Raw genomic sequence first — 23,250 nt, 5'->3', positions numbered from 1 at the left:
GGCCCGACGCGAAATTTTTGCCGCATCGTGCGCCTAAAACTGTCAAGTTTTTCCGAATTCGACCGTATTACCGGTAACAAGCGTCTGCCGACGCCCGGCTCGTGATCGTTTGTCATCATTGTTTGCATCCGGTTACACGTCGGCCGTTCCGTTTTTGAGATGCTTGAAAGATTGTCAAACCGGAGTCGATCGTCCATGAAACTGCACGAGATTTGCCGCAAGTCGGCGTGGCTGTCTGGCCTGGCCGCCGTGCTCGTCATGGCCGGTTGTGCCAGTTCGCCGTCCGTCCCACCGAGCGACACGCTGGCGGGCGCGCCGTCGGGCCAGCGTGCCGCCGCGGGTGCGGCCACGCCCGCGACGCCGCCGCCTGCGCCGATTCTCGTCGCACAGAAGTACGTGGTGAAACGTGGCGACTCGCTGACGGGCATCGCGTCCGCGAACGACTGCAGCGTCGCCGACCTGCGCACCTGGAACAAGCTCGATGGGCGCGGCAAGCTGCGCATGGGGCAGGTGTTGCGCATCGTCCGGCCGCAGCCGTTGCCGGCGCCGGCGGCGAACGTCGGCACGCAGGTCGCCGCGAACAGTTCGACGGGCGCGGGCCAGGCGAGCGCGTCGACGGCGAGCGACCGGCAGGTCGTGAAGGAAACCAAGCGGCATGCGGGCGGGGTGGCGCTCAGATGGCCCGCGCAGGGCAAGATCGTCGACGCGTTCCGGCCAGGGCAGAACCGCGGCATCCAGATCGCCGGCCGCCCGGGCGACCCGGTCCGCGCGGCGGCCGACGGCCGCGTGATGTATGCGGGCACCGGCCTGAACGATTACGGCAGCCTGATCATCGTCCAGCACAACGCGGATTTCCTGACCGCCTATGCGCACAACCGCAAGCTGCTCGTGAAGACCGGCGACATCGTGCGCCAGGGCGACGCGATTGCCGAGATGGGCGACCTCGACAACTCGCGTGTCGCGCTGCTGTTCGAGGTGCGGCGCGACGGCAAGCCCGTCAATCCGATGCCGTACCTGCCGTCGTCGCAAGGCTGAAGCGGCCGCGCCGCTGGAACGTGGCCGCGCTCGCTGTTACGCTAGGGCCTCATGCGAGTCCCGCGTCCGCGGGGCCGACGGGCGTCTTTGGGGATGCGCGGCAGATGCCGTCGCGAGCCGGCCGTCGGCGTGAACGCGTGCGTATCGACGATGCGTGCGTTGCTCCGTGCCACCGTTTCCGACAGAACACCACTCATCCATGGAATATTCTCCGACACGCCGCTCGCTGTTGCTCGCCGCCGTCGCCGCGCCCTTCGTCGCCGCGTGCTCGTCGGCGCCCGTCGCCGACCAGGCGCGCGCCCACGCCGCCCAGGCTGAACTCGCCGCGCTTGAAAAGGCATCGAACGGCCGGCTTGGTATCGCAGTACTCGATACGTCGAACGGCACGCGCATCGCGCATCACGCGCGCGAGCGCTTCCCGGTGTGCGGCACCTATGCGGTCGTTGCCGCCGCCGCGATCCTCGCGCGCGGTTCGCTCGACGCATCGTTGCTGCCGCGCCGCATCCTGTATCGCCGCTATGAAGTCGTGGCCGGCTCGCCGGTGACGGAAAGTCATGTCGACACGGGGATGACGATCGCGCAGCTGTGCGCGGCGATGCTGCAGTCGGGCGACAAGGGCGCCGGGAATCTGCTGATGGGCGTGCTCGGCGGCCCGCAGGCCGTCACGTCGTTCGCGCATGAAAGCGGCGACACCGTGTTCCGGCTCGACCGCTGGGAACCCGAACTGAACCAGGCCGCGCCCGGCGACGAGCGCGATACGTCGACACCGGTCGCGATGGTCGACCTGCTGCAGTTGCTGCTGCTCGGCGATACGCTGCGCGAGCCGCAGCGGGCGCAGCTCACCGAATGGATGACCGGCGGCACGCGCGGCGCGACCGGGATCGCGGCCGGCGTGCCGCCCGGCTGGCGTATCGCGGACAAGGCCGGCACCGGCGGCTACGGCACGACGACCGACATCGCGGTGCTGTGGCCGCCGTCGCGCGCGCCGATCGTGCTGGCCGTGTCGTTCACGCAGCCGAGTGCCGACGTGGCGGCCCGCGCGGATGTCGTCGCGTCGGCGGCGCGCATCGCGACGGGCGCGCTCACCGCAACGGCCTGAGCGTCCGACGCACCTCGCGTAAAGCCGGCGTTTGGCTTATCGTGTCGATCAGCGCGCGCCGGTGCCGGCGCGCGGCCTTGCCGCGCCGTGCTTCGGCGCGGATGTTTCGTCTACCTGCCTCGTCATGCGCCGACTTCCGCCCCTGCACGCGCTGCAGATCTTCTCGACCGTGGCCCGCCACCGCAGCTTCACGCGTGCGGCCGAGCAGCTGTGCCTCACGCAAGGCGCGGTCAGCCGTCAGATCCAGACGCTCGAGGCGCATTACGGTTTCCCGTTGTTCAAGCGGCACGCGAAGGGCCTCACGCTGACGGCGGAGGGCGAGCAATTGCTGCCGGTGGTCGACGAGAGCTTCGCGCGGATCGAGGACATCTCGATGAAGCTCACGCGGCAACGCACCGATCTCGCGCTGAAGGTGCCGACCTGCGTGATGCGCTGGATGTTGCCGCGCATCATGCGCTTCCAGGGCGAGCATCCCGATCTCCATGTGCAGATCACGACCGCGTGGCAGCACGTCGTCGATTTCTCGACCGAGCCGTTCGATGCGGCGGTCGTCTATGGCACGTCGCCGGGCACCGGCGTGTGCGCGCTGCCGCTGTTCGACGAGCGGTTGACGCCGGTGTGCGCACCCGAGTTGCGGCAGACCGCACCGCTCGATGCGGTCGGCGATCTCGCGCGCCATACGCTGCTGCATCCGACGCGCGACCATCGCGACTGGCGCGCGTGGCTCGATCACGCGGGCGAGCGCGCCGTCGACGCGGAGCGCGGGCCGACCTTCGATACGCTCGACCTCGCGACCAACGCGGCGATGCAGGGCTTCGGCGTCGCGATCGGCGACGTGACGCTCGTCGACGACGACGTCAGTGCGCGCCGGCTCGAACGGCCATTCGACATCGTGCTCGAGACCGGCGCCCGCTACTTTTTCGTCTATCCGGAGAACATCGGCAGCCAGCAGAAGATCCGCGCGTTCAGCGACTGGATCGCCCGCCATCGCGACTGACACGACCGCTCCGGCAGCACGCGTTACTGGTAGGTGACGACCGCGATCATCGGCGCATGCGCGTTGCCCGGACGGTCAGGTAAAACGATTGCGCGCGAGGCCTGCGTAAAGTTCGTGGTCTTGATCGTGCGCAGGCTGGCCGCGTCGACGAATGCGACCTGGCCCGTGGCCGGGCGCGGGCAGTTGGGGCGCACGTGCGCACGCGCGGCGTCGGCCGTGTCGAGTGCGAACGAGCACGGCGGTTCGACGATCATGCCGGTGAAGTGGATGATGCCGCCCGTGCCGGCGGCAAATGATGAGGACGACGCCAGAAGCGAGACAGCCAGGGCAACCGAGGCGGCAAACGGGCAATGCTTCATGACAGGCTCCAGAGGGCAAGCGCGTCGCAGCCGGGCCGCTCGAATGGCAGTCCGTCAACGCTGCGATGCTGTATGCGTAAACGGCAAATCCATCGGACCTCTTGAATGAAAAATCGGAAATAACGGACATAGGCAAACGACGCCGTATTCCTCCAATCAATTTATCTCAAATTTGTGGGGGCGCAAGGCAGGGTATTGCCGGGGGCGTAGGCTGGCGGGAAGAGCGGAGATGGTTGCGGAGGCTGCTCGATCGTTGAGGACTCAACGAGCCGCCGATCCGGTGATTCGCGATGCCAAAAGAAAACGGCCGCTCATGACGAGCGGCCGTATCGCATCGCAGCGAGATGTGGCGATCAGCCGGCGCGCTTGCGCACCGCGCCGACGACCACCAGCAGCACGATCGCGCCGATGATCGACGCGATCCAGCCTGCGCCCTGGCCCGGCGCATACCAGCCGGCGGCGCGGCCGACGTAGCCTGCGACGAGCGAGCCGACGACGCCGAGCACGACGGTCATCAGGATGCCCATCTTGTCGTCGCCGGGCTTGAGCGCGCGGGCGAGGAGGCCGACGATGAGCCCGACTACCAGGGTTTCGATGAATTGCAGCATGAACGCCTCCCTAATGCTGTTGAGTTGTTGACGAAAGGAGATGGACTCGCCTGGCGCACCGGGGTTCCCCGTGGAGTCGAACCGGTGCGGGCGTGCCGAGTATCGCATGCCGCCCGCGTCGCGCGGATGTCAGGGCCGCCGCCGCGGCGCGTCGTTCATTGGTAGTCGAGCAGAACCTGCGCCGCCGCATGAACCGAACCGCCGCCGACCTTCGCGTCGGTCTGCAGGTAGGACGCACGCAGCCGAATCGTCGGCGATCCGCCCGTGGCCGGGTTGTAGTTCGTCACCGTGTGCGACTTCCCCAGCGTCAGCGGCTGGCCGGTCGTGGCGTCGGCGACCTGGATGCCGATGCCGCTGGTCGTGGCATCCGGGCGCAACTGCATCCCGCCCGGCGTGCCGGCGACCACGTCGTCCAGCGGAGCGATTTGATAGCCGATCCGGTTGTAACCGGCCGGGCAGTTGTTCAACTGCACCTGAAAATCCGTCGCGCCGGCGGTCGAGCCGATGCCGTTGAACACGTTGTGCTGCACGGACGGCAGCGTCACGGTCTGGTCGGGAATCGAGCACGTGCCGTTGATGAAGCTGACCTTCGCGGCGAGAAAGACCGGGGACGAGGCGCCGAAGATGCCGGACTTGTAATTGATCGTGTAATAGGCGCCGAGCAGGCCGGAATTGAGCGACCCGTCCTGCGGTAGCCGGCTGTCGCGAAACAGCATGATTTCGAGCGTGTTGCGCAGTGTCGTCTTCGTCGACGAGACGGCGACGTTACCGTCGACGATCATGCGCGTCGACAGGCCGGACACGTTGGTTTCCAGATCGGGGCCGTCGGACACCCACACGCCGCCTTTGGCGTACATCGAGATGCTCGTGATCTGGCAGGTGCTCGCGCCGCACACGTCCTGCGGCGTGAAGTAATGACGCGCGACGACCGTGCCCGGCGTGGCGTTGCCGGGGCTGGAAACGCTCGCCTGCCCGAACGCATAGAGGGAGGCGGCGCTTGCGTCGGCCGCGAATGCGACGCATGCGAGCAGAACCGTCGCGGCAACCGCACTCATGCGGGCGCAGCGTCGGGCCATGCCGCTGCATGCGTCGCGCGTGTACGCGATGCGTGCCGGGCTCGTCACTCGGGTCGATACGAACGATGGACGGACATTGAACATGGGGATTCCTTATTGAATGCCGGCGGCCGTGGCGTCGGGCTGGCAGATGCTCTTGACGGTCTGAATGCCCGACGATGGCCGGCGATGTTCCGCGACGGGCAGCTCGTATGCGATCCGACAGATCGAGTGGCGGTCGGCGCCCCATTGGACCGTCAGAGAACCGCTGTCGGCGAGCCCGCGCGCGAAGATCCTGCTCGCCTGGCCGACGAGGCCGACTTCCTTCCCGGCCTCGTCGTGCACCGCGGCGCCGAACGGCAACGGCGCGCCGTCGGCCTGGCGCGCCTGAACGAGCGCCGCGCGGCCGGTGTCGGTCGCAAACCGGATGAGCGGCACCGCGCCGGCGCGCGGCGCGATCTGCCGGCTGGTTTCCTTCAACTCGACATCCATCGGGATGCCCTTCGGATCGAGTGCGACCGTATTGAGGCTGTATGGCGTCAGGTACGGCACGACGGCGTAGCCGTTGCCGTCGACCTTGACGCCCGCCGCGTTCGTGACGCGCGCGCCGGCCGCGCCGGGCGCCTCGACGATCGCGAACGTCTCGGATACCGGCTGCGAGAACGTGATGCCGCCGCGGTGTGCGACCAGCGCGCCGCGCACGGCGAGCGAGCCCTGCTGGAAGTCCGTGCTCGCGCCGGCGCTGGCGTTGATTTCGGCGACGCGCGTGCGGTACGTGACGTTGGCGCTGCCGTCCGTGCCCGAGTTCGGGCCGGACGCGTGGTTCGCGCTGACGCTGTACGACAGCGCGTGGTCCTCGCCGAGCGATCCGGACAGCGTCGATTGCAACCGGGTGCGGCCGAGCGTGTCGCGCGACACGTTGCCCGACACGGTCATCGGGCGCTCCCGGCCGAACGGGATCGTGACGCTGGCGTAATAGAGCGTGCCCATGTCGCCGCCGGCATTGCGCTGCCGCGTGGCCGTCAGGCTGTAGGAAATGTTGCGGAACCGGTTCGTGTAACCCACCGAGTAATTGACGTCCGAGCCGGGGCGGTTCCAGTAGTTGACGGCCGATGCCGTCGCATTGATGCGGCCGCCGGTCGTGCCCAGGCGCTGCGTGAGCGCCAGCGACGCGCGATTGCGCTGGCGCCAGACCGACTGCGCCGAGCGGCCGTCGCGCGCGGCATCGCGTGCCTGCATCGCATCGTTGAGGCCGAAATAGCCGTCCGTCGAATAGCGATACGCGGCGAGTGCGATATCGGTGCCGGTCGCATCGACCGACTTCGCATAGCTGACGCGCACGCTCGAACCGCTGTAGCGCTTCGCGCCGGGGATCGAGGTCAGCGCATGCGTGACGTCCGCGCCGAACGCGCCGAACGACGTGTTGAACGCGCCGCCCAGCATCGCCGACGCGTAACCGCCCGCGAGCGTGACGCCGCCGTAGGCCGTCAGCAGGTTGGTCAGGCCGCGCTGGTACGTGGCCTGCGTGAACAGCGGCTGGCTCGATCCGTGGGGATTGCGCAGCGTGCCCGCGACGAAGCTGTAGCGGCCGATGCCCGGCCGCAGCGACATCGGCACGGCGGCGTAGGGTACCGAGAACGAGTGCACGGAGCCGTCGGCTTCGGCAATCGATACCTGCAGGTCGCCGCCGTACCCGGTCGGATAGAGGTCGTCGATTTCGAAATTGCCGGGTGCGACCGTCGTCTCGTAGATCGTCACGTCGTTCTGGCGGATCGTCACCTTCGCGTTGCTGTTCGCGATGCCGCGCACCACGGGCGCATAGCCGCGCAGCGAGTCGGGCAGCATCCGATCATCGGTCGACAGGCGCACGCCGCGGAACTGCGTCGAGTCGAACAGTTCGCCCGACGTGTAGCTTTCGCCGACGACGAGCTGCGACGACAGCGACGGCAAGTCGCGCTGGAGATAGGTCGCGATGTCCTGATACCGGCTCTCGCCGCGCGACGACCATGAATAGGAGCCTTCGTGGCGCAAGCGCCAGTTGCCGAGGTTCACGCCGCCGTTCAGGCCGAGATAGCCTTGCGTCTGCGTGGTGTGGCCGCTGGCCTTCGACGTGTAAAGATTGAAGTTGTAGCCGAGCAGGCCGACGGTTTCGCCGGAGGTCCATTGATCGGGGCTCACGTAGCCGCGCGCCTTGCGCACGAGCGACGCCTGCGGGATCGACAGCCGCAGGGTCTGTCGCGGGAAGTCGAATGCCGCGCTGGCGCCCGGCACGACTTGGTCGAGTTGCAGGCAGGCGCCGTCGCCGTCCAGTCGCGCGACGATCTCCGGCGCGAGCTTGCCGAAATCGACGCCAACGCGCTCGAGCTGCGTGCGGTCGAAGCACGGCCGCGCGTCGCCCGAGTCGGGCGCGGCCACGAAGCGCACGTCGTAACGGCCGATCCAGTCGGGACCGACATGGATGTCGGTGGTGTACACGCCGGGGGCCGTCACGTTGCGCTGGGCGAAGCGCGACACGTCGACACGCTTGCCCAGGCGACTCTGCAGGAACGCGCCGTCGAACTCGACTTGAGCAAGCGTGCTTTCGGCGGTGGCCTGCGTCGTCGCGCGGCCATGGGCGGACCACGCGGCGACGCAGGCCGCCACCAGCAGATGGATCGGCTTGACGTGCGGCATGTCGGCCGCGCCGCGGCGAGGCAGTCGGGTCGGGGTCATGCGCAATACTCCACAAAGGTTCGGGGCGAGCGGGTGCGTTTCGCCGGCGCAGGCGCGACGGCGCCGCACCGCGCGGCGGCGAATGGCAAATCAGGGGATTTCGTGGCGGTCGGTCGGAACGGTCGAAGCGACGGCGGACGAAAGGCGGGAGAGCGCTCGGCGCGCGCCGTTGCCAAGCGCTGCCGGCCTCGGTCGCGTTACGGTTCGACGCTGACCGGACGCTCGATGTCGGTTGCCCGGCCCCAGTCGTTGATGCTGCCGAACTCGACGGTTGATCCTGCGGCGGGTGCGCCGGCGAGATCCTTGATCGGGAACCGCTGCGTGCTTCGGGGCAGCACGTAGCCCATGCCGGCGTCGTGCTTGCGGCCGCCGGACTTCAACTGCACGTTGCCGAAATTGACGACGTACGGTGTCGGATTGCTCGCCTCGAGTGCATAGCCGCCGTCGCCGCGAACCACGCGCCAGTCGACTTGCATGGGGGCATCGTCCGCGCTGCCGGCCAACTCGGCGGGGCGATACATGAGCTTGATGCGTGAGCGGAACGCCAGCTGGATGCGGTTGTGGTTCTCGGTCGCGGCGGCCTTCGGCGGCACTTCGAGCACGTTCAGCCAGAACAGCGACTCCCGATCGGCAGGCAGCGGTTCGCCGGTATGCACGAGGCGCAGCGTCTGCCCATTGCCGGCTTCCATCCGGAACATCGACGGCGTGAGCGTGAACGGCACGTCGATGTTCTCCGGCAACGCGCGGCTGTCGCCTTCGTCGAGCCATGCCTGCACCAGTGCCGGACGCTTGCTGTCGTTCGTGAGCTGGATCGTGACTTCGCGCTCCGTGGACGGGAAGATCACGCGTGTGCCGGCGATCACGACGCTCGCGTCGGCCTGCGACGCGAACGCTGTGACCGCGAGGGTCAACGTACGGAAGAGCTTCAACAGTTTCATGGGCGTGAGAATCGGATCGTTGGGGGCAGGGAGCGGGCGGAAACGGCGGTTTCCGCGTCGCGCGGCGTGACGGGCGGAGATCGCCGGAGCGGCGATCTCCACGCGCGGGCCCTTACTGATAGATGAGCGAGTACTCGACACGCGACGTGACGTCGCCGGCCTTCACGGCGCCTGCGGCGTAGTACTCGGCGAAGTAATTCACCTTCGCCTTGCCGTCGGCATCGATCGCGACCATCTCGGTGTTCGCGCCGGTTTGCGCGCCAACCGGGATGTGGTTCTGCTGCGAATCCAGCACGTTGATCTGGACGCCTTCGGCGGCCTTGGCCCCCGAGTCGATCGTCAGTCGACCGGTCGACTGATCGACGTTCGTGCCGTTCTCGAACACGACGCCGACCTTCACCGGGTTGTCGTCACCGACCGTGCAGCCCGTCAGCGCCAGCGAGAACGCGCTGCGACCGGCGACGGAGCCGACATCGGCGAGCGCGGTAGTGCTGACCGGCGGCAGCGGGACGGTGAGATCCGATCCGCCATCGACGCTGCACGTCGACGCGATGATGTTGCCGCGGAAGGTGACGGTGCCGTCCGCCGCGTGGGCGGCCGACGAAAAGGCCGCGCCGGCGGCGACGAGCAGGAACGGGATTGCGCTGCGCTTGATGATTCGCATAGTTAAATCTCCAAATAAACTTCGGTTTTTGAAGGCGCCGATTGAATTTAAATCTATGTATGGCGCATTTCGGATCAAATTATGCGATTGATGTAAGGCGTTTGTAATTTGACTGGTACGAATAGATATCGATTTTTTCTAGTACTCGTACTAATTTATTTTGTGCCGGAGTCGGCAGGCGGAGCGGGCCGGCTGGAAGCGCTCGCGTGGGCGGGCATGCGATGCCGGAAACCGGTCGCGGGGCCGATTTCGGCGGGGCGCTATTCGAAGCGAAGCGGGATTGGAATAACCGGCCGACGGCGCATGACGGTGGCCGGCATGGCGCGTCGCGCCCGGGTCATGCGATGCGCCGCGCGCGGCGGTGCCCGCCGCGTCGCACTATCGTCGAGCAGTCGAGCAGTCGAGCAGTCGAGCGCCGCTCGTCAGGCCGCCGGTGCGTCGATCGCCGGATCCAGGCGGCGATAGCCTTCGGTCGCGCGCAGCAGCGTGCGCGTGTAGTCGCGTGCGACCTGGCCGGCGCGCACGTCCTCGATCCGTAGCTGTTCGACGATCTCGCCGTGCTGCATCACCGCGACGCGTTGGCACAGGAAGCCGATCACAGCGAGGTTGTGGCTCACGAGGATCATCGTCAGGTTGCGTTCGCGATGCAGGCGGCGCAGCAGGTTCAAAATTTCGGCCTGCACCGACACGTCGAGCGCGGAGGTCGGCTCGTCGAGCAGCAGCACGCGCGGCTCGACGATCAGGGCGCGCGCGATCGCGACACGTTGGCGCTGGCCGCCCGACAACTGATGCGGATAGCGGAAGCGGAATGCCGGGCCGAGCCCGACCTCCGACAGCGCGCGAGCGATGCGCGCGTCGGCGTCGTCGATCCGGGGGCGGCCCATGCCGTGGATCGACAGCGGCTCGCGCAGCGTCTGGTCGACCGTGAAGCGCGGATGCAGCGACGCGTACGGATCCTGGAACACCATCTGCACCTGGCGGCGGAATGCGCGCTCGGGCGTGCCGCCAACCGGCCGGCCGTCGATCGACAGGCTGCCGCCCGCGAGCGGCACGAGGCCGGTCAGCGCGCGCAGCAGCGTCGACTTGCCGGAGCCCGATTCGCCGACGAGCCCGAACACCTCGCCGTCGCGTACCGCGAAGCTCGCGTCGCGCACGGCGTCGACATGACCCGTGCGGGTCGGAAAACGGATCGAGGCGTGGTCGACGTCGATCATCGTGCGGCCTCCCGGGATTCATTCGAAGATGGCGTGGACGAAGCCGCGTTCAGCCACGCCGGATCGCGACGCAGCACCGGCAGTTCGTCGGGCGGGTTCGCGAGCGGCGGATTCGCCGCGAGCAGCCCGCGCGTGTACGGATGCGTCGCATCGCGCAGGTCGCGCGCGGCGCAGGTTTCGACGACGCGGCCCGCATACATCACCGCGACGCGATCGCAGAACGACATCACGAGCGGCAGGTCGTGGCTGATGAACATCAGGCCCGTGCCGTGCCGCGCGATCATCGCGTCGAGCACCGCGAGCACCTGCATCGACACCGCGACGTCGAGCGCGGAGGTCGGTTCGTCGGCGATCAGCAGGCGCGGGCCGGTCGACACCATCATCGCGATCATCACGCGCTGGCCCATGCCGCCCGACAGCTCGTGCGGATACGCATCGGCCACGCGCGCCGGATCGCGAATCTGCACGGCCGCGAGCGCATCGACGATCCGCTCGCGCAGCGCGCGGCCGCGCAACTTCGGCTCGTGCCGCCGGAACGCCTCGCCCATCTGCTGCGCGACGGTCATCACCGGGTTCAGCGAATACTTCGGATCCTGCAGGATCATCCCCATCTGGCTGCCGCACAGGCGCCGCCGCTGGCTGGCCGACATCGCGAGCAGGTCGTGGCCCGCGAAGCGCATCGTGCGGGCCGACCAGCGTGCGGCGTCGGGCAGCAGGCCGAGCAGCGCGCGGCCCGTCAGCGATTTGCCGGAGCCCGACTCGCCGACGATGCCGAGCCGTTCGCCCGGCGCGAGCGTCAGCGACAGGTCGCGTACCGCGTCGGACACGACGCCGTCGTGCCCGCGAAACCCGATCTTCAGGCCGTCGATCTCGCAGAGTGGCGCGGCGGCGTCAGTGGAATTCAGTGGCATGTCACGCTCCATGACGCGGATCGAAGACGTCGCGCAGCCCGTCGCCGAGCAGGTTGAACGCGAGGCTGACGAGCAGGATCGCCGCGCCGGGCAGCGTCGCGACCCACCACGCGTCGAGCAGCACGTTGCGGCCCGACGCGACCATGAAACCCCATTCGGGGCTCGGCGGCTGCGCGCCGAGGCCGAGGAAGCCGAGGCCGGCGACGGTCAGGATGATGCCGGCCATGTCGAGCGTCGCGCGCACGATCACCGACGACATGCACAGCGGCACGATGTAGCGCAGCAGGATCCGCGGGCCCGATGCGCCTTGCAGCCGCGCCGCGTGGATATAGTCGGCCTGCGCGATGCGGATCGTTTCCGCGCGCGCGAGCCGCGCATACGCGGGCCACGCGGTGATCGAGATCGCGACGACCGCGTTGATCACGCCCGGCCCGAGCGCGGCCGCGAACGCGAGCGCGAGCACGATCTTCGGGAAGGCGAGCGCGATGTCGGTGATGCGCATCAGCACGCTGTCGGTGAAGCCGCCGCAATAGCCGGCCGTCGTGCCGATCATCAGGCCGATCGGCACGACGATCACGACGACGAGCAGCGCGATGCCGAGCGTGAGGCGCGAGCCGCCGATCAGCCGCGAGAGTATGTCGCGGCCGAGCTGGTCGGTGCCGAGCCAGTGCGATGCCGAGCCGGGCGGCAGCAGGCGGTCGGACAGCACCTGGCGCAGCGGATCGTGCGGCATGATCAGCGGGCCGACGATCGCGACGACAATCAGCGCGACGAGGATCGCGAGTCCGAACAGGTTGAGCGGATTGACCGCGAAGCGGCGCCAGCGGCGGTACGCGAGGCCAAACGCGGCCTGCGAGCGCGACGCGGGCGCATCGGAGAGAAGCCACGCGCGCAGCGTGAGACGCTCGGCATTCATGATCGGACGACCTTCGGCATGGACGGGGAAAGAAGCAGGGTGGAAGCGGTCATGTCGAAGCAGCCCTCAGCGCGCACGCGGATCGAACACGCGATACAGCGCGTCGGTCAGCAGGTTGACGGTGATGAACATCACGCCGATCACGAGCGTCGCGCCGAGCACCGCGTTCATGTCGGCGTTCAGCAGCGCGCCCGTCAGGTACGAGCCGAGCCCCGGCCACGCGAACACGATCTCGGTCAGCACCGAGCCTTCGAGCAGGTTGCTGTACGTGAGCGCGATCACGGTGAGCAGCGGCACCGCGATGTTGCCGAACGCATGCCGCCAGATCACGCGGCGCTCGGACAGGCCCTTCGCGCGCGCGGTGACGATGTATTCCTGGCTCAGCTGGTCGAGCATGAACGAGCGCGTCATCCGGCTCAGGTACGCGACCGAGTAGTAGCCGAGGATCGTGGCCGGCAGCGCGATATGCGACACCGCGTTGCGGAACACGTCCCACTCGCCCGCGAGCGCCGAGTCGATCAGCAGGCTGCCGGTGCGCGGGTCGACCATGCCGTCGTACACGGGATCGAGCCGGCCGGGGCCGCCGACCCAGTGCAGCCGCGCATAGAACAGAAGCAGCCCCATCAGCCCGAGCCAGAACACCGGCACCGAATTGCCGATCAGGCCGACGAAGCGCGCGATATGATCGATCGGCCGGTTGTGCCTCACCGCGGCCACGACGCCGAGCGGCACGCCGAGCGCGATGCCGATCGAGGTGGCGATCGTCGCGAGCTCGAGCGTGGCGGGGAAGACGCGCTTGATGTCGTCGAGCACCGGGTTCGACGTCAGCAGCGACATGCCGAGATTGCCGTGCAGCACGTCGCGCGCGTAGATCAGGAATTGCGTGACGAGCGGCTTGTCGAGACCGAGCGCGATGCGCTCGGCCGCGTACGCCTCGGCCGACGCGCGATCGCCGAGGATCGCGAGCACGGGATCGATCGGCACCTTGCGGCCGATCACGAACGTCAGCGCGAGCAGGCCCGCGAACGTGACGGCGAGCGTGAGCGCCCAGCGCAGCACGCGCAGTGCCCAGCGCACGGCCGGGCGCCGCGCGGGCAGCGTGCGCAGTGCTTCGAGGGAGGAGGCGGGAGTCGACATGCGGCGAATCTTAAGGCTTCTTCAGGTTACGGTACGACACGAGATCGTTGATCGGTCCGACTTCGAGCCCGCTCACGCCGGGCCGCGTCGCGACCTGCGCGACTTTCTCGAACATGATCACGAACGGCGAGCGCGCGAGCATCTCCTTCTGCATCGCCTGATACCGTTGCGCGCGTTGTGCGGCGGTCGGCTCGGCGAGGGCGGCGTCGGTCTCCTTCGTGAATTGCGGAATGTCCCAGCTGTTGCGCCAGGCGAGCATTTTATAGCTCGACTTGTCGGAGTTGTCGGGGTTCCATGCAAAACCCTGCGCGTTGCTGTGCGGGTCGATGTAGTCGGCCGACCATTCGCCGATGTAGATGTCGTGCTGCCGCGCGCGGTATTTCGCGAGCGTCTGCTTGTTGTCGCCGGGGATCAGCTGCACCTTGACGCCCGCCTCCGCGAAGTTCGCCTGCACGGCCTGCGCGATCTCCGTGTACGGATAGTCGTTGCGCACGTCCATCGTCACCGAGAAGCCGTTCGGCACGCCGGCCTTCGCGAGCAGGGCCTTCGCCTTCGCGACGTCGAGCTTGTACGGGTTCGCCTTCAGCGTGCCGAGGAAGCCTTCGGGCAGGAAGGTCTGGTGCACCTTGTAGGTCGTCTTCACGACGTTGGCCTGGATACCGGAATAGTCGACCAGCCACTTCAGCGCTTCCTGCACGTCGGGCTTCGCGAGCGTCGGGTTCTTCGTGTTCAGGCCGAGATACAGCAGCGTCGCCTGCGGCGATGCCGCGACCTTCGCCTTGCCGGATTTCACGACCGCCGCGAGATCGTCGGGGCTCAAGTCGCGTGCCGCGTCGACGTCGCCGTTTTCCAACAGCAGGCGCTGGCTCGCCGCTTCAGGCACATGGCGCAGCACGATGCGCTTCATCGCGAGCGGCAGCCGGTAGCCGTCGAAGCGCTGCAGCACGATGCTGTCGCCGGCGCTCCACTTGACCAGCTTGTAGGCGCCGGAGCCGGCCTCGTTGGTCTTCAGCCATGCGTTGCCGAAGTCGTTGCCCTGCTGGTGCGACAGCAGCAGCTTCCTGTCGACCACCGACGCGGGCCACGAGCCGAGCACGTTCAGCACGAAGGTCGGCGCGTATTTGTGGTCGGTCGTGATCGATACCGTCTGGTCGTCGAGCTTCTTCACGTTTGCCGTGACGTTCGCCTTCGTGAGGCCGATGCCCGTCAGCACGGCGGCCGGGCCCTTGTCGAGCAGCACCGCGCGCTGGATCGACCACGCGACGTCGTCGGCCGTCAGCGGGTTGCCCGAATGGAACTTGAGCCCCGAGCGCAGCTTGAACGTATAGGTCAGCCCGTCGGGGCTCACCGTCCACGACTGCGCGACATCGCCGTTGAATTTCGACGGATCGCGCAGGTCGACGCGCACGAGCCGGTCGTAGGTGTTCGCGACGTATTCCTCCGGCACCAGCTCGTAGATCTCGCCGGGATCGAGCGTCGTGAATTCGTCGAGCAGCGTGGCCATCACAAACATGTCCTTCGGCGTTTCCGCGTGCGCGGCGCGAAGCGGAACGGTGGCGAGAACGGACGCGGCGGCCAGCGCCGCGACGAGCCGGGAGGTCGGGAGTTTCATGTGCGCTTCTCCGTCTGTCGTTGAAATCGTTGAGGTTGTTGAGGTTGTTGAGGTTGTTGAGGTTGTTGAAGTTGTTGAACTTGTTGAACTTGTCGAGCGTGAATGGTGAGGGGAACGTGCATCGTCGTCACATCAGCCGCCACGGGCCGCTCGCCGCGTTGTCGATCGGCGGTAGCGCGCGAGAGCCGGGCAGTTCGTAGTGCCACCACTCACTATCGATATGCGCGAAGCCGGCCGCATGCATCACGCCGAGCAACAGCAGCCGGTTGCGCTGCACTTGCTCGGGCAACCCTGCGTGGAAATGACCCGATGCGGTCACCATCTCGTCGAAGCCGGTGCCCATGTCGAGCGGCTCGCCGTGCACGCCGACGAGCGTCAGGTCGAGCGCGGTGCCGCGGCTGTGATTCGAGCCGCGGCCGAGATCGGCGACGAAGTTCGGGTCGGGCAGGAAATCCCACAGCACCTGCTGCGCCTGCGGCGGCCGGTACGCGTCGTAGATGCGCAGCGTGAAGCCGGCCTGCGCGGCGACGTCGACCGCGCGGCGCAGCGCGGCCTCGGCCGGTTCGAGCAGCAGGCAGTGCGCGCGGCGATAGATTGGCTTGCCGGTCAGGTTGCGCTCGGTCGCGTAGACGAGATCGATCTCGACGCGATGCGTGGCGGGCGTGATTTCGACGAGGCGGGGCGGGTTCATCGGCAGTCGGGTGCGCTCAGGATTCGAATTGGTCGAACGTGTGCTGCAGTTCGCGGTTGCGCGCGACGCGCCGGTCTATCGCGGGACCGAGGCGGTCGACCACGGCGGTAATCAGCAGGTTGAACAGGCAGGTGAGTGGCGCGAGCGAATCCCAGAACTGGCCGACGTCGGTCTTTACCTGCAGCAGATCGGCCGGCCATTCGCGCGCCCACGGGCAATAGAGATCGGTGACCAGCGCGAACGGCTGGCCGCGTTCGGCGGCCGCCTGGCAATAGCGACGCGCGCTGCGCGAATAGGCGCGCATGTCGGTGACGATGCAATACGGCCGCTCGAACTCGGAATTCAGCGAGTCGACGTACGAGCCCGATTGGCCGTCCGAATAGAACACGCGCGGGCGCAGGTATTCGAGATAGCTGCTGAACGCATTGCTGATGCCGCGAGTCGACTGGATGCCGAGGATGAACACGGCGTCGGCATGCGCGATCCGGTCCGCGACCTGCGCGAACACCGGTTCCTCGGCGAGCCGGTACACGTGGCGGATCGCGTCGAGTTCGCGATCGAGCGACGCAGCAAGCGCGGCGTCGCCGCCGTTGCTGCCGGCTGCCTGGGTGCCGTTGGCGCGGCGGTATTCGTCGAGGCGGTCGGTGATCATCCACGGCCGGTCGCTGCCGCCGCGCAGCTCGCGTTTCAGGTCGTCGAGGTTGCGGTAGCCGACGCTGCGCAGGAAGCGCCCGACCGAGATGCCGCTGGTGCCGGCCTGCTGCGCGATCTGGTCGGCGGTCTCGAGCCCCAGCCGGTCGAGGTTCGCGAGCATGTAGCTCGCGATGCGCTTGGCCGTCGGTGTCAGCTCGGCAAAGCGGGATTCGACGGTACGGGCGAAGGCGCAGGTCATCGGCTGTTAGATCTTTGTCGTCTGCTGAATGAATGTCATCTATCTGACAGAGCCAAAAAAAGCGGCGCCAGATAAAAAAAGCTATTCGATCGCGGCTGCGCATAGCCTGTCCACGGCCGTGCACCGTGTGCCGCCGTAGCCATTTCCCGGTTGGTGCGGCGCTCCCAGGTGTGGGTGCGGGGGCATTCCGGACGTTCGATGAGGCCGAATATTTGAAATGACGAGCCGTTTTGTTGATTTATTTGGCGAGATTATTTTGCTTGTCTTCGGGAAAACGGCGCTTAGCTTACGGATCTGAATGCGTTGGACAGTTACCGCGATTTTATCGCGCCGCAGTATTGCGACCGGGGCGGCGGCGACGGCATGTGGGTCGAAGGAATCCGCTATCTCACTCAGAACGACGGCGCGAGGAAAGACGAATTTCTCTACCTGACCGAACGCATCGTGTCAGACACGTTGCGCGCGCAACTTCCCGAGCGGATTGAGGAACGCATCCGGGGCGGCGGCCCGACATTCGCCGTACGGCGGCTCCACGACATGCCACGCAGGTGAACAGCAAGCCGGCGCCTGCCGAGGCGATTGAAATGCTTGCGCATCGGTTTGCGTATATCCCGTCTCGCTTGATTGATCAGTGATGCGAACAGATAGCAGTGCTATCGAAGGCGCTATCGCCGCGAGTCGCGATCGGACCGCGCCGCGTCCGGGCAGTCGTGTGCGCATCGAGCAGGATGGCTCATCGGCACCGGCATCGCAGCGCGGATCGTTGCATCGCAACAATTACAAAACGCCGACTCGATCAGCTTAACTCATTAATTCAGGTTAATAATTCATTTAATTTTTAAGTCGACTTGTATTTAACTTGCGTCACGGCATGCCGATTTTCGAAAAACGAAAAAGCGGCGAGCGTCCGTAGTGAATATTCGATTAATTGAAATGATGAAGAGGGAAACATGACGAATCTTTCTCGACGCAGGATGTTGACGAGTACGGCCGGCGCCATTGCTGCCGCGGGCATTGCGGTAACGGCCAAGGCGGCTTCGTTCGGCAATCCGGACAGCCCGCCGGAAGGGGCGATAAACGCGCGCAACAAGCAGGGATTGACCGACCCGGGGCCGAAGAATCCCGCATTGGCGAATCAATTTCCGTCTTTCGAGGATCCGCCGGCCACCGATATCAACGGCATGCCGTTATTCTGGGCGTCATTCAATAATGCGCATAAACGCATTCAAAACGGCGGATGGGCACGCGAAGTCACGCAGGACGATTTCGCGATTTCGGAAACCATTTCCGGCGTGAACATGCGGTTGACGCGCGGCGGTATTCGCGAGATGCACTGGCACCAGCAGGCCGAATGGGCAATCATGCTCGACGGCCGCTGCCGGATCACCGTGCTCGACGAACTGGGACGCCCGTCGGTGCAGGACGTGAAAACCGGCGACCTCTGGTATTTCCCGCCCGGTCTGCCGCATTCACTGCAGGGAATCGGCACCGACGGCGCCGAATTCATGCTCGCATTCGACAACGGCCGCGCGTCCGAATTCAACACGCTGCTGCTGACCGACTGGGTCGCGCATACGCCGCCGGACGTGCTGGCGCTCAACTTCGGCGTGCCGGCCGACGCGTTCAAGAACATTCCGCTCGACAACCTGTGGATCTTTCAAGGCGACGAGCCGGGGCCGCTCGCGGACGCCCAGCGTGCGTCCGCGTCTTCGGCCGGTGCGCCGCCGCACCCGTTCATCTTCTCGCTCGGCGCGATGAAGCCGTTCAAGAAGACGCGCGGCGGCGAGGTGCGGATCGCCGACAGCACGAACTTCAACGTATCGCAAACGATTGCGGCGGCGCTCGTCACCGTGCATCCGGGCGGCATGCGCGAGCTGCACTGGCATCCGAATGCCGACGAATGGCAGTACTACCTGCAGGGCGAAGCGCGGATGACCGTGTTCGACACCGGGCCGAAGGCGCAGACGGCAGACTTCCGCGCGGGTGACGTCGGTTACGTGAAAAAGAGCCTCGGACACTACGTGCAGAACACCGGCAACACCGATCTCGTGTTCCTCGAAATCTTCAAGACCGACCGCTATGCGGAGGTGTCGCTGTCCGACTGGCTCGCGCACACGCCGCCGAAGCTCGTCGAGGCACACCTGAATATCGCGCCTGACGTGCTCGCGCGGTTTCCGCGCAATCGTCCGGACGTCGTGCCGCTGTAACGCCGTAGCGGCCGGCAAGCGGCAGGCCGGCCGCCGGGCCCGCTCCAGGGCCAGCCTTCCTCATTCGAACGGAACCCGACCATGATTCCCGTCACGAGCAAATCCAGCAGCGGCTTCGCGCTGCCCGATCTGTCCACCGATCGCGCCGAGCCCGCCGAGGGCGCAGCACGCGCCGCGCTGGAAGGGCGTCGCACCGGCATCGCCGCGCTGTTGCCGTTCGTCGGCCCGGCCGTGATCGCATCGATCGGCTATATGGACCCCGGCAACTTCGCGACCAACATCCAGGCCGGCGCCGCCTACGGCTACCGGCTGCTGTGGGTCGTGCTCGCCGCGAACGCGATCGCGATGCTGTTCCAGGCGATGTCGGCGAAGCTCGGCATCGTGACCGGTCGCAACCTCGCGGAGCTGTGCCGCGACCATTTCCCCGCGCCGATCGTGTGGGGCATGTGGATCGCGTCGGAGATCGCCGCGATGGCGACCGATCTGGCCGAATTCCTCGGCGGCGCGCTCGCGTTCGCGCTGCTGTGCCACCTGCCGCTGTTCGCGGGGATGATCGCGACGGCGCTCGCGACTTGCGCGATCCTCGCGCTCGAGAAGCGCGGCTTCCGGCCGCTGGAAGCCGCGATTGCGGCGCTGGTCGGCGTGATCGGCGCATGCTATCTCGGCGAGCTGATGATCGCGCCGCAGGACTGGCAGGCGGCCGCGTTTCATCTGGTCGTCCCGCAGATTCCCGATCGTGCGGCGCTGACGATCGCGGTCGGGATCATCGGCGCGACGATCATGCCGCATACGCTGTATCTGCATTCGGGCCTCACGCAGGATCGCGTCGCGCCGCGCGACGACACGGAGCGGCGCCGGCTCATGCGGTTCTCGAACCGCGAGGTCGTCGTCGCGCTCGGCCTCGCCGGGTTCGTGAATCTCGCGATGGTGATGATGGCGTCGTCGGCGTTCCACGCCAGCGCGCCGGGGATGGCCGATATCGGCGACGCTTATCACACGCTGATCCCCGTGCTCGGGCCGGCGGCCGGCATGCTGTTTCTCGTCGCGCTGCTGACGTCGGGGGTGTCGAGCTCGGTGGTCGGCACGATGGCCGGGCAGGTCGTGATGCAGGGCTTCATGCGGCGCCGCCTGTCGGTCTGGACGCGGCGCGCGGTGACGATCGCGCCCGCGTTCGCTGTGGTCGCATTCGGCTGCGACGTCACGCGCGCGATGGTCGCGAGTCAGGTGGTGCTGAGCTTCGTGCTGCCGATGCCGATGATCGCGCTGCTGATTCTGTCGGCGCGCAACGACGTGATGGGGCGCTACGCGATGCGGATGCCGTTGCGGATCGTCGCGGGCACGGCCACGGTCGTGATCGTCGGGCTGAACGCGTATCTGGTGTGGGCGGCGTTCAACTGAACGCCGCGCGCGGGGCAGGCGGGGCGACGGCGCCCGCGCGGCGGCCCCGAGCGGCCGCGCGGGCAGCGCCGTGAAGCTATTTTTTCAACGTCCGGTAGGAAACCAGATCGTTGATCGGCCCGATCTCCGGCCCGGTCGTGCCGGGGCGCGTGGCGACCTGCACGACCTTCTCGAACATGATGATGAACGGCGAGTTCGCGAGCACGGACTTCTGCAGTGCCTCGTAGCGCTGCGCGCGCTTCGCGGGCGACGGCTCGACGAGCGCGGCCTCGGTATCCTTCGTCAGCTGCGGGATGTCCCAACTGTTGCGCCACGCGAGCATCTTCGTCTTCGACTGGTCGGAATTGTCAGGATTCCATGCGAACCCGCGCGCGTTGCTGTTCGGGTCCATGTAGTCGGGCGACCATTCGCCGATGAAGATGTCGTGCTGGCGCGCGCGGTACTTGCCGATTGCCTGCTTCGCATCGCCCGGGATCAGCTTCACGCGGATGCCGGCCTGCGCGAAGTTCGCCTGCAGCGCTTGCGCGATTTCGATGTACGGGTAATCGTTCGGCATGTCCATCGTCACGTCGAAGCCGTTCGCCAAGCCGGCCTTCGCGAGCAGCGCCTTCGCCTTCGCGACGTTGAGCGTGTACGGGTTCGCATTCAGCGTGCCGAGGAAGCCTTCGGGCAGGAAGGTCTCGTGCACCTTGTAGGTTGTGCTGACGATGTTGCGCTGGATGCCGTCGTAGTCGACGAGCCACTTCATCGCCTGCTGCACGTCCGGTTTCGCGAGATTCGGGTTCTTCGTGTTCAGGCTCAGGTACAGCAGTGCGGACACGGGCCACGACGCGACCTTGATCTTGCCGGCCTTGGTCAGCGCGGCGAGGCTGTCGGGGCTCAGGTTGCGCGCGGCGTCGACGTCGCCGTTTTCGAGCAGCAGCCGCTGCGCGGACGCCTCGGGCACGTGGCGCAGCACGATGCGTTTCATCGGGTACGGCGCGCGGTACTTGTCGAAACGCTGCAGCACGATGCTCTCGTTCGGCGACCACTTGACGAGTTGGTACGGGCCCGAGCCCGCGTCGTTGGTCTTCAGCCAGCCGCTGCCGAAATCGTTGCCCTGCTGGTGCGACATCAGCAGCTTCTTGTCGAGCACCGACGCCGGGCACGCGCTCAGCACGTTGAGCACGAAGCTCGGCGCGTACTTGCGGTCGGTTTCGAGCACGAAGGTCTGCGGATCGACCGCGCGCACCTTCTGCATCACGTTCGCCTTCGTGAGACCGAGATCGGCGAGCACGCCGGCCGGGCCCTTGTCGAGCTGGATGGTACGCTGCAGCGACCACGCGACGTCGTCGGCGGTGACCGGGTTGCCGGAATGGAACGCGAGGCCGGGGCGCAGCTTGAACGTGTAGGTGACGCCGTCGGCGCCGACCGTCCACGATTGTGCGATCTGCCCGTCGAAGCGCGTCGGGTCCTTCAGGTCGACCCGCACGAGCCGTTCGTAGGTGTTCGCGACGTACTCGGACGGCACGAGCTCGTAGATTTCGCTCGGGTCGAGGGTCGTGAATTCGCCGAGCTGGGTGGCGACGACGAAGATGCCGGGCGGCGTCGCGGCCTGCGCCGGCAGCGCCGGAACAAGCGCGACGAGCGCGGTGCTGACGAACAGCCGGGACAGCAGATGCTTCATGCGGGCTCCGTGGAAAGGGAATCGTGGTGCGATTCTCTCATCGACGGCGGCCCGGATGAAAATATTCGACGGGCGCGCATGACGGCGCCCGCGGTACGGCTTGCGGGCCGGGCGGGGCGCCCGGCGCCGGCGGCGCTCAGATCACGCAGCGCGCGATCGCGAAGCGCATCGCTTCCTCGGCCGGCTCGCTGCCCGAGCCGCGCACGACCTTGACGACCGAGCCGTTGCCCGACGGCGTGAGCGTGACGAAGTACGAGCGCGAGCCGACGGTGATGTCGGTCACGCCGTTGTGCTGCGACTGCTCGGTGCCGGACAGGCGGCTGTCGAGGCAGTTGGCGATCGCGTGTGCGGGGCGCGCCGACGATACGTAGATCATCGGCGCCGAGCCGGACGCGGCCGAGTCGGACGAGGGCGCGGAACCGCAGGCGGCGAGCAGGGCGGCGGGAAGGAGCAGCAGGAATCGTTTCATGGTCGGAATCGTCGTGGGTCTCGTGTCGAGGCTGGGGCGCGGGGTACGCGAAACGCGGAGCTTCGCGACGAAACCGCCGGAATCGTGCCGTTTTTGACGGTCGATACGGGCGGCGGCTGACGTCGGAGTATACCCGCGGCACTTGACGCATACGGCCTGCTGAAACGATTCGATACATAAGCGCCCGCTGTCGCGCGGCGGCAGCGGGCGTTTCAAAGGATGGCGAATCGACGTTGGCCGGCGTTACGGGCCGATCTTGTGGCTGACCGCGTTTTCCTCCCGGTTCAGCACGTGCTTTTCGCTCTGCGTAATGTGGCCGCGATCCTGCGCGGCCATGTCCCGCTCTTCCTGGCGGATCCTGCGGTCGTCACGGTGCAGGCGCGCGGCCCGGGCGTGCGACATCTCGCCTTCCTTCACTTCGTGGCGGATCCGGCGATTCTGGTTGGCGAGGCGCTGGTTGACCTCTTCGCGGCGCGGATGCGCTTGCTGCCACGGCGTTTCGGCGAACGCGGTGCCGGTCAGCACCGACATCAGGGTGGCGGCGATCGCGAGGTGGCGGGTGAGGGCTCGCATGACGTTTTTCTCCTGTCGTTGCGCACGAATCGTCGGCGCTTGTCGAAACAACGCTGTGCGGGCCCCGGCTGTTGACGTTTCCGCCTGTATCGATTGC

The 23,250-nt window shown here is 67.0% G+C and carries 22 protein-coding genes; 6 read left to right on the top strand and 16 right to left on the bottom strand.

The window, feature by feature from the left end; genetic code table 11:
• Positions 1 to 195 precede the first annotated feature (195 nt).
• The 3 genes from LMA02_RS24955 (at position 196) to LMA02_RS24945 (ending at position 3,131) form a co-directional block, all read left to right on the top strand.
• Entirely contained in the window at positions 196 to 1,035 is an 840-nt protein-coding gene (locus LMA02_RS24955; RefSeq protein WP_228907925.1) for a peptidoglycan DD-metalloendopeptidase family protein, read from the top strand.
• Positions 1,036 to 1,234: 199 nt separating this feature from the next.
• Positions 1,235 to 2,134, top strand: coding sequence for a class A beta-lactamase (bla, locus tag LMA02_RS24950; protein WP_228907924.1), 900 nt, complete (start codon positions 1,235 to 1,237; stop codon positions 2,132 to 2,134).
• A 124-nt stretch (positions 2,135 to 2,258) separates the two neighbouring features.
• A complete protein-coding gene (locus tag LMA02_RS24945) occupies positions 2,259 to 3,131 on the top strand; it encodes a LysR substrate-binding domain-containing protein (RefSeq protein ID WP_228907923.1) in 873 nt (290 codons plus the stop codon).
• 23 nt (positions 3,132 to 3,154) lie between these two features.
• On the opposite strand, the gene LMA02_RS24940 is transcribed toward LMA02_RS24945, so the two are convergent.
• From LMA02_RS24940 to sapR, 13 genes are all read right to left on the bottom strand, one after another.
• Complete coding sequence (locus tag LMA02_RS24940; RefSeq protein ID WP_228907922.1) at positions 3,155 to 3,490, bottom strand: type 1 fimbrial protein; 336 nt, start codon at positions 3,488 to 3,490, stop codon at positions 3,155 to 3,157.
• A gap of 353 nt (positions 3,491 to 3,843) precedes the next feature.
• Positions 3,844 to 4,098 carry a GlsB/YeaQ/YmgE family stress response membrane protein gene (locus tag LMA02_RS24935; protein WP_059691315.1) on the bottom strand — a complete coding sequence of 85 codons (255 nt, stop codon included), beginning with the start codon at positions 4,096 to 4,098 and terminating at the stop codon, positions 3,844 to 3,846.
• 155 nt (positions 4,099 to 4,253) lie between these two features.
• Positions 4,254 to 5,258 (bottom strand): fimbrial protein, encoded by a 1,005-nt coding sequence (locus tag LMA02_RS24930; RefSeq protein WP_228907921.1) that lies wholly within the window; start codon positions 5,256 to 5,258, stop codon positions 4,254 to 4,256.
• Positions 5,259 to 5,267: 9 nt separating this feature from the next.
• Entirely contained in the window at positions 5,268 to 7,865 is a 2,598-nt protein-coding gene (locus LMA02_RS24925; RefSeq protein ID WP_228907920.1) for a fimbria/pilus outer membrane usher protein, read from the bottom strand.
• 197 nt (positions 7,866 to 8,062) lie between these two features.
• Positions 8,063 to 8,803 carry a molecular chaperone gene (locus LMA02_RS24920; protein WP_228907919.1) on the bottom strand — a complete coding sequence of 247 codons (741 nt, stop codon included), beginning with the start codon at positions 8,801 to 8,803 and terminating at the stop codon, positions 8,063 to 8,065.
• Positions 8,804 to 8,915: 112 nt separating this feature from the next.
• Complete coding sequence (locus LMA02_RS24915) at positions 8,916 to 9,467, bottom strand: fimbrial protein (protein ID WP_228907918.1); 552 nt, start codon at positions 9,465 to 9,467, stop codon at positions 8,916 to 8,918.
• A 422-nt stretch (positions 9,468 to 9,889) separates the two neighbouring features.
• Positions 9,890 to 10,681 carry an ABC transporter ATP-binding protein gene (locus tag LMA02_RS24910; RefSeq protein WP_228907917.1) on the bottom strand — a complete coding sequence of 264 codons (792 nt, stop codon included), beginning with the start codon at positions 10,679 to 10,681 and terminating at the stop codon, positions 9,890 to 9,892.
• A complete protein-coding gene (locus tag LMA02_RS24905) occupies positions 10,678 to 11,592 on the bottom strand; it encodes an ABC transporter ATP-binding protein (protein WP_228907916.1) in 915 nt (304 codons plus the stop codon). The genes LMA02_RS24910 and LMA02_RS24905 overlap by 4 nt, the downstream gene beginning before the upstream one ends.
• Before the next feature lies 1 nt (position 11,593).
• Complete coding sequence (nikC, locus tag LMA02_RS24900) at positions 11,594 to 12,508, bottom strand: nickel transporter permease (protein ID WP_006753506.1); 915 nt, start codon at positions 12,506 to 12,508, stop codon at positions 11,594 to 11,596.
• A 66-nt stretch (positions 12,509 to 12,574) separates the two neighbouring features.
• Positions 12,575 to 13,645 carry an ABC transporter permease gene (locus tag LMA02_RS24895; RefSeq protein ID WP_228907915.1) on the bottom strand — a complete coding sequence of 357 codons (1,071 nt, stop codon included), beginning with the start codon at positions 13,643 to 13,645 and terminating at the stop codon, positions 12,575 to 12,577.
• 10 nt (positions 13,646 to 13,655) lie between these two features.
• Entirely contained in the window at positions 13,656 to 15,257 is a 1,602-nt protein-coding gene (locus LMA02_RS24890) for an ABC transporter substrate-binding protein (protein WP_228907914.1), read from the bottom strand.
• A gap of 127 nt (positions 15,258 to 15,384) precedes the next feature.
• Positions 15,385 to 15,948 (bottom strand): D-alanyl-D-alanine dipeptidase, encoded by a 564-nt coding sequence (ddpX, locus tag LMA02_RS24885; protein WP_228907913.1) that lies wholly within the window; start codon positions 15,946 to 15,948, stop codon positions 15,385 to 15,387.
• Between the two features lie 16 nt (positions 15,949 to 15,964).
• Complete coding sequence (gene sapR, locus LMA02_RS24880) at positions 15,965 to 16,840, bottom strand: sap1 transcriptional regulator SapR (protein ID WP_228907912.1); 876 nt, start codon at positions 16,838 to 16,840, stop codon at positions 15,965 to 15,967.
• Between the two features lie 303 nt (positions 16,841 to 17,143).
• On the opposite strand from sapR, the gene LMA02_RS24875 reads away from it, so the two are divergent.
• The 3 genes from LMA02_RS24875 to LMA02_RS24865 all read left to right on the top strand — a co-directional run bounded on the left by LMA02_RS24875 (position 17,144) and on the right by LMA02_RS24865 (position 20,445).
• Positions 17,144 to 17,392, top strand: coding sequence for a hypothetical protein (locus LMA02_RS24875; protein WP_228907911.1), 249 nt, complete (start codon positions 17,144 to 17,146; stop codon positions 17,390 to 17,392).
• A gap of 398 nt (positions 17,393 to 17,790) precedes the next feature.
• Positions 17,791 to 19,047, top strand: coding sequence for an oxalate decarboxylase family bicupin (locus LMA02_RS24870; RefSeq protein WP_228907910.1), 1,257 nt, complete (start codon positions 17,791 to 17,793; stop codon positions 19,045 to 19,047).
• Positions 19,048 to 19,128: 81 nt separating this feature from the next.
• Positions 19,129 to 20,445 carry an Nramp family divalent metal transporter gene (locus LMA02_RS24865; RefSeq protein ID WP_228907909.1) on the top strand — a complete coding sequence of 439 codons (1,317 nt, stop codon included), beginning with the start codon at positions 19,129 to 19,131 and terminating at the stop codon, positions 20,443 to 20,445.
• Positions 20,446 to 20,521: 76 nt separating this feature from the next.
• On the opposite strand, the gene LMA02_RS24860 is transcribed toward LMA02_RS24865, so the two are convergent.
• The 3 genes from LMA02_RS24860 to LMA02_RS24850 form a co-directional block, all read right to left on the bottom strand.
• The gene (locus LMA02_RS24860; protein ID WP_228907908.1) at positions 20,522 to 22,111 is read right to left on the bottom strand and encodes an ABC transporter substrate-binding protein; all 1,590 of its coding nucleotides are present in this window, start codon (positions 22,109 to 22,111) and stop codon (positions 20,522 to 20,524) included.
• Between the two features lie 136 nt (positions 22,112 to 22,247).
• Positions 22,248 to 22,580 carry a sugar ABC transporter ATPase gene (locus LMA02_RS24855; RefSeq protein ID WP_121857258.1) on the bottom strand — a complete coding sequence of 111 codons (333 nt, stop codon included), beginning with the start codon at positions 22,578 to 22,580 and terminating at the stop codon, positions 22,248 to 22,250.
• A 243-nt stretch (positions 22,581 to 22,823) separates the two neighbouring features.
• Entirely contained in the window at positions 22,824 to 23,153 is a 330-nt protein-coding gene (locus LMA02_RS24850; protein WP_228907907.1) for a hypothetical protein, read from the bottom strand.
• Between the last annotated feature and the right edge of the window lie 97 nt (positions 23,154 to 23,250).

The sequence above is a fragment of the Burkholderia sp. B21-005 genome, assembly GCF_020843965.1.
GTDB classification, from domain to species: domain Bacteria; phylum Pseudomonadota; class Gammaproteobacteria; order Burkholderiales; family Burkholderiaceae; genus Burkholderia; species Burkholderia ambifaria.
This window is presented reverse-complemented; position numbering and strand designations above follow the sequence as displayed.

What these genes read in the sequence shown, in the direction of transcription:
- LMA02_RS24855 (WP_121857258.1), bottom strand. Translation starts at nt 22,580, where the DNA reads ATGAAACGATTCCTGCTGCTCCTTCCCGCCGCCCTGCTCGCCGCCTGC.
- LMA02_RS24905 (WP_228907916.1), bottom strand. Translation starts at nt 11,592, where the DNA reads ATGCCACTGAATTCCACTGACGCCGCCGCGCCACTCTGCGAGATCGAC.
- LMA02_RS24955 (WP_228907925.1), top strand. Translation starts at nt 196, where the DNA reads ATGAAACTGCACGAGATTTGCCGCAAGTCGGCGTGGCTGTCTGGCCTG.
- LMA02_RS24945 (WP_228907923.1), top strand. Translation starts at nt 2,259, where the DNA reads ATGCGCCGACTTCCGCCCCTGCACGCGCTGCAGATCTTCTCGACCGTG.
- sapR (WP_228907912.1), bottom strand. Translation starts at nt 16,840, where the DNA reads ATGACCTGCGCCTTCGCCCGTACCGTCGAATCCCGCTTTGCCGAGCTG.
- LMA02_RS24865 (WP_228907909.1), top strand. Translation starts at nt 19,129, where the DNA reads ATGATTCCCGTCACGAGCAAATCCAGCAGCGGCTTCGCGCTGCCCGAT.
- LMA02_RS24890 (WP_228907914.1), bottom strand. Translation starts at nt 15,257, where the DNA reads ATGAAACTCCCGACCTCCCGGCTCGTCGCGGCGCTGGCCGCCGCGTCC.
- LMA02_RS24930 (WP_228907921.1), bottom strand. Translation starts at nt 5,258, where the DNA reads ATGTTCAATGTCCGTCCATCGTTCGTATCGACCCGAGTGACGAGCCCG.
- LMA02_RS24860 (WP_228907908.1), bottom strand. Translation starts at nt 22,111, where the DNA reads ATGAAGCATCTGCTGTCCCGGCTGTTCGTCAGCACCGCGCTCGTCGCG.
- LMA02_RS24915 (WP_228907918.1), bottom strand. Translation starts at nt 9,467, where the DNA reads ATGCGAATCATCAAGCGCAGCGCAATCCCGTTCCTGCTCGTCGCCGCC.
- nikC (WP_006753506.1), bottom strand. Translation starts at nt 12,508, where the DNA reads ATGAATGCCGAGCGTCTCACGCTGCGCGCGTGGCTTCTCTCCGATGCG.
- LMA02_RS24910 (WP_228907917.1), bottom strand. Translation starts at nt 10,681, where the DNA reads ATGATCGACGTCGACCACGCCTCGATCCGTTTTCCGACCCGCACGGGT.
- LMA02_RS24895 (WP_228907915.1), bottom strand. Translation starts at nt 13,645, where the DNA reads ATGTCGACTCCCGCCTCCTCCCTCGAAGCACTGCGCACGCTGCCCGCG.
- LMA02_RS24940 (WP_228907922.1), bottom strand. Translation starts at nt 3,490, where the DNA reads ATGAAGCATTGCCCGTTTGCCGCCTCGGTTGCCCTGGCTGTCTCGCTT.
- ddpX (WP_228907913.1), bottom strand. Translation starts at nt 15,948, where the DNA reads ATGAACCCGCCCCGCCTCGTCGAAATCACGCCCGCCACGCATCGCGTC.
- LMA02_RS24935 (WP_059691315.1), bottom strand. Translation starts at nt 4,098, where the DNA reads ATGCTGCAATTCATCGAAACCCTGGTAGTCGGGCTCATCGTCGGCCTC.
- LMA02_RS24870 (WP_228907910.1), top strand. Translation starts at nt 17,791, where the DNA reads ATGACGAATCTTTCTCGACGCAGGATGTTGACGAGTACGGCCGGCGCC.
- LMA02_RS24920 (WP_228907919.1), bottom strand. Translation starts at nt 8,803, where the DNA reads ATGAAACTGTTGAAGCTCTTCCGTACGTTGACCCTCGCGGTCACAGCG.
- LMA02_RS24850 (WP_228907907.1), bottom strand. Translation starts at nt 23,153, where the DNA reads ATGCGAGCCCTCACCCGCCACCTCGCGATCGCCGCCACCCTGATGTCG.
- bla (WP_228907924.1), top strand. Translation starts at nt 1,235, where the DNA reads ATGGAATATTCTCCGACACGCCGCTCGCTGTTGCTCGCCGCCGTCGCC.
- LMA02_RS24925 (WP_228907920.1), bottom strand. Translation starts at nt 7,865, where the DNA reads ATGACCCCGACCCGACTGCCTCGCCGCGGCGCGGCCGACATGCCGCAC.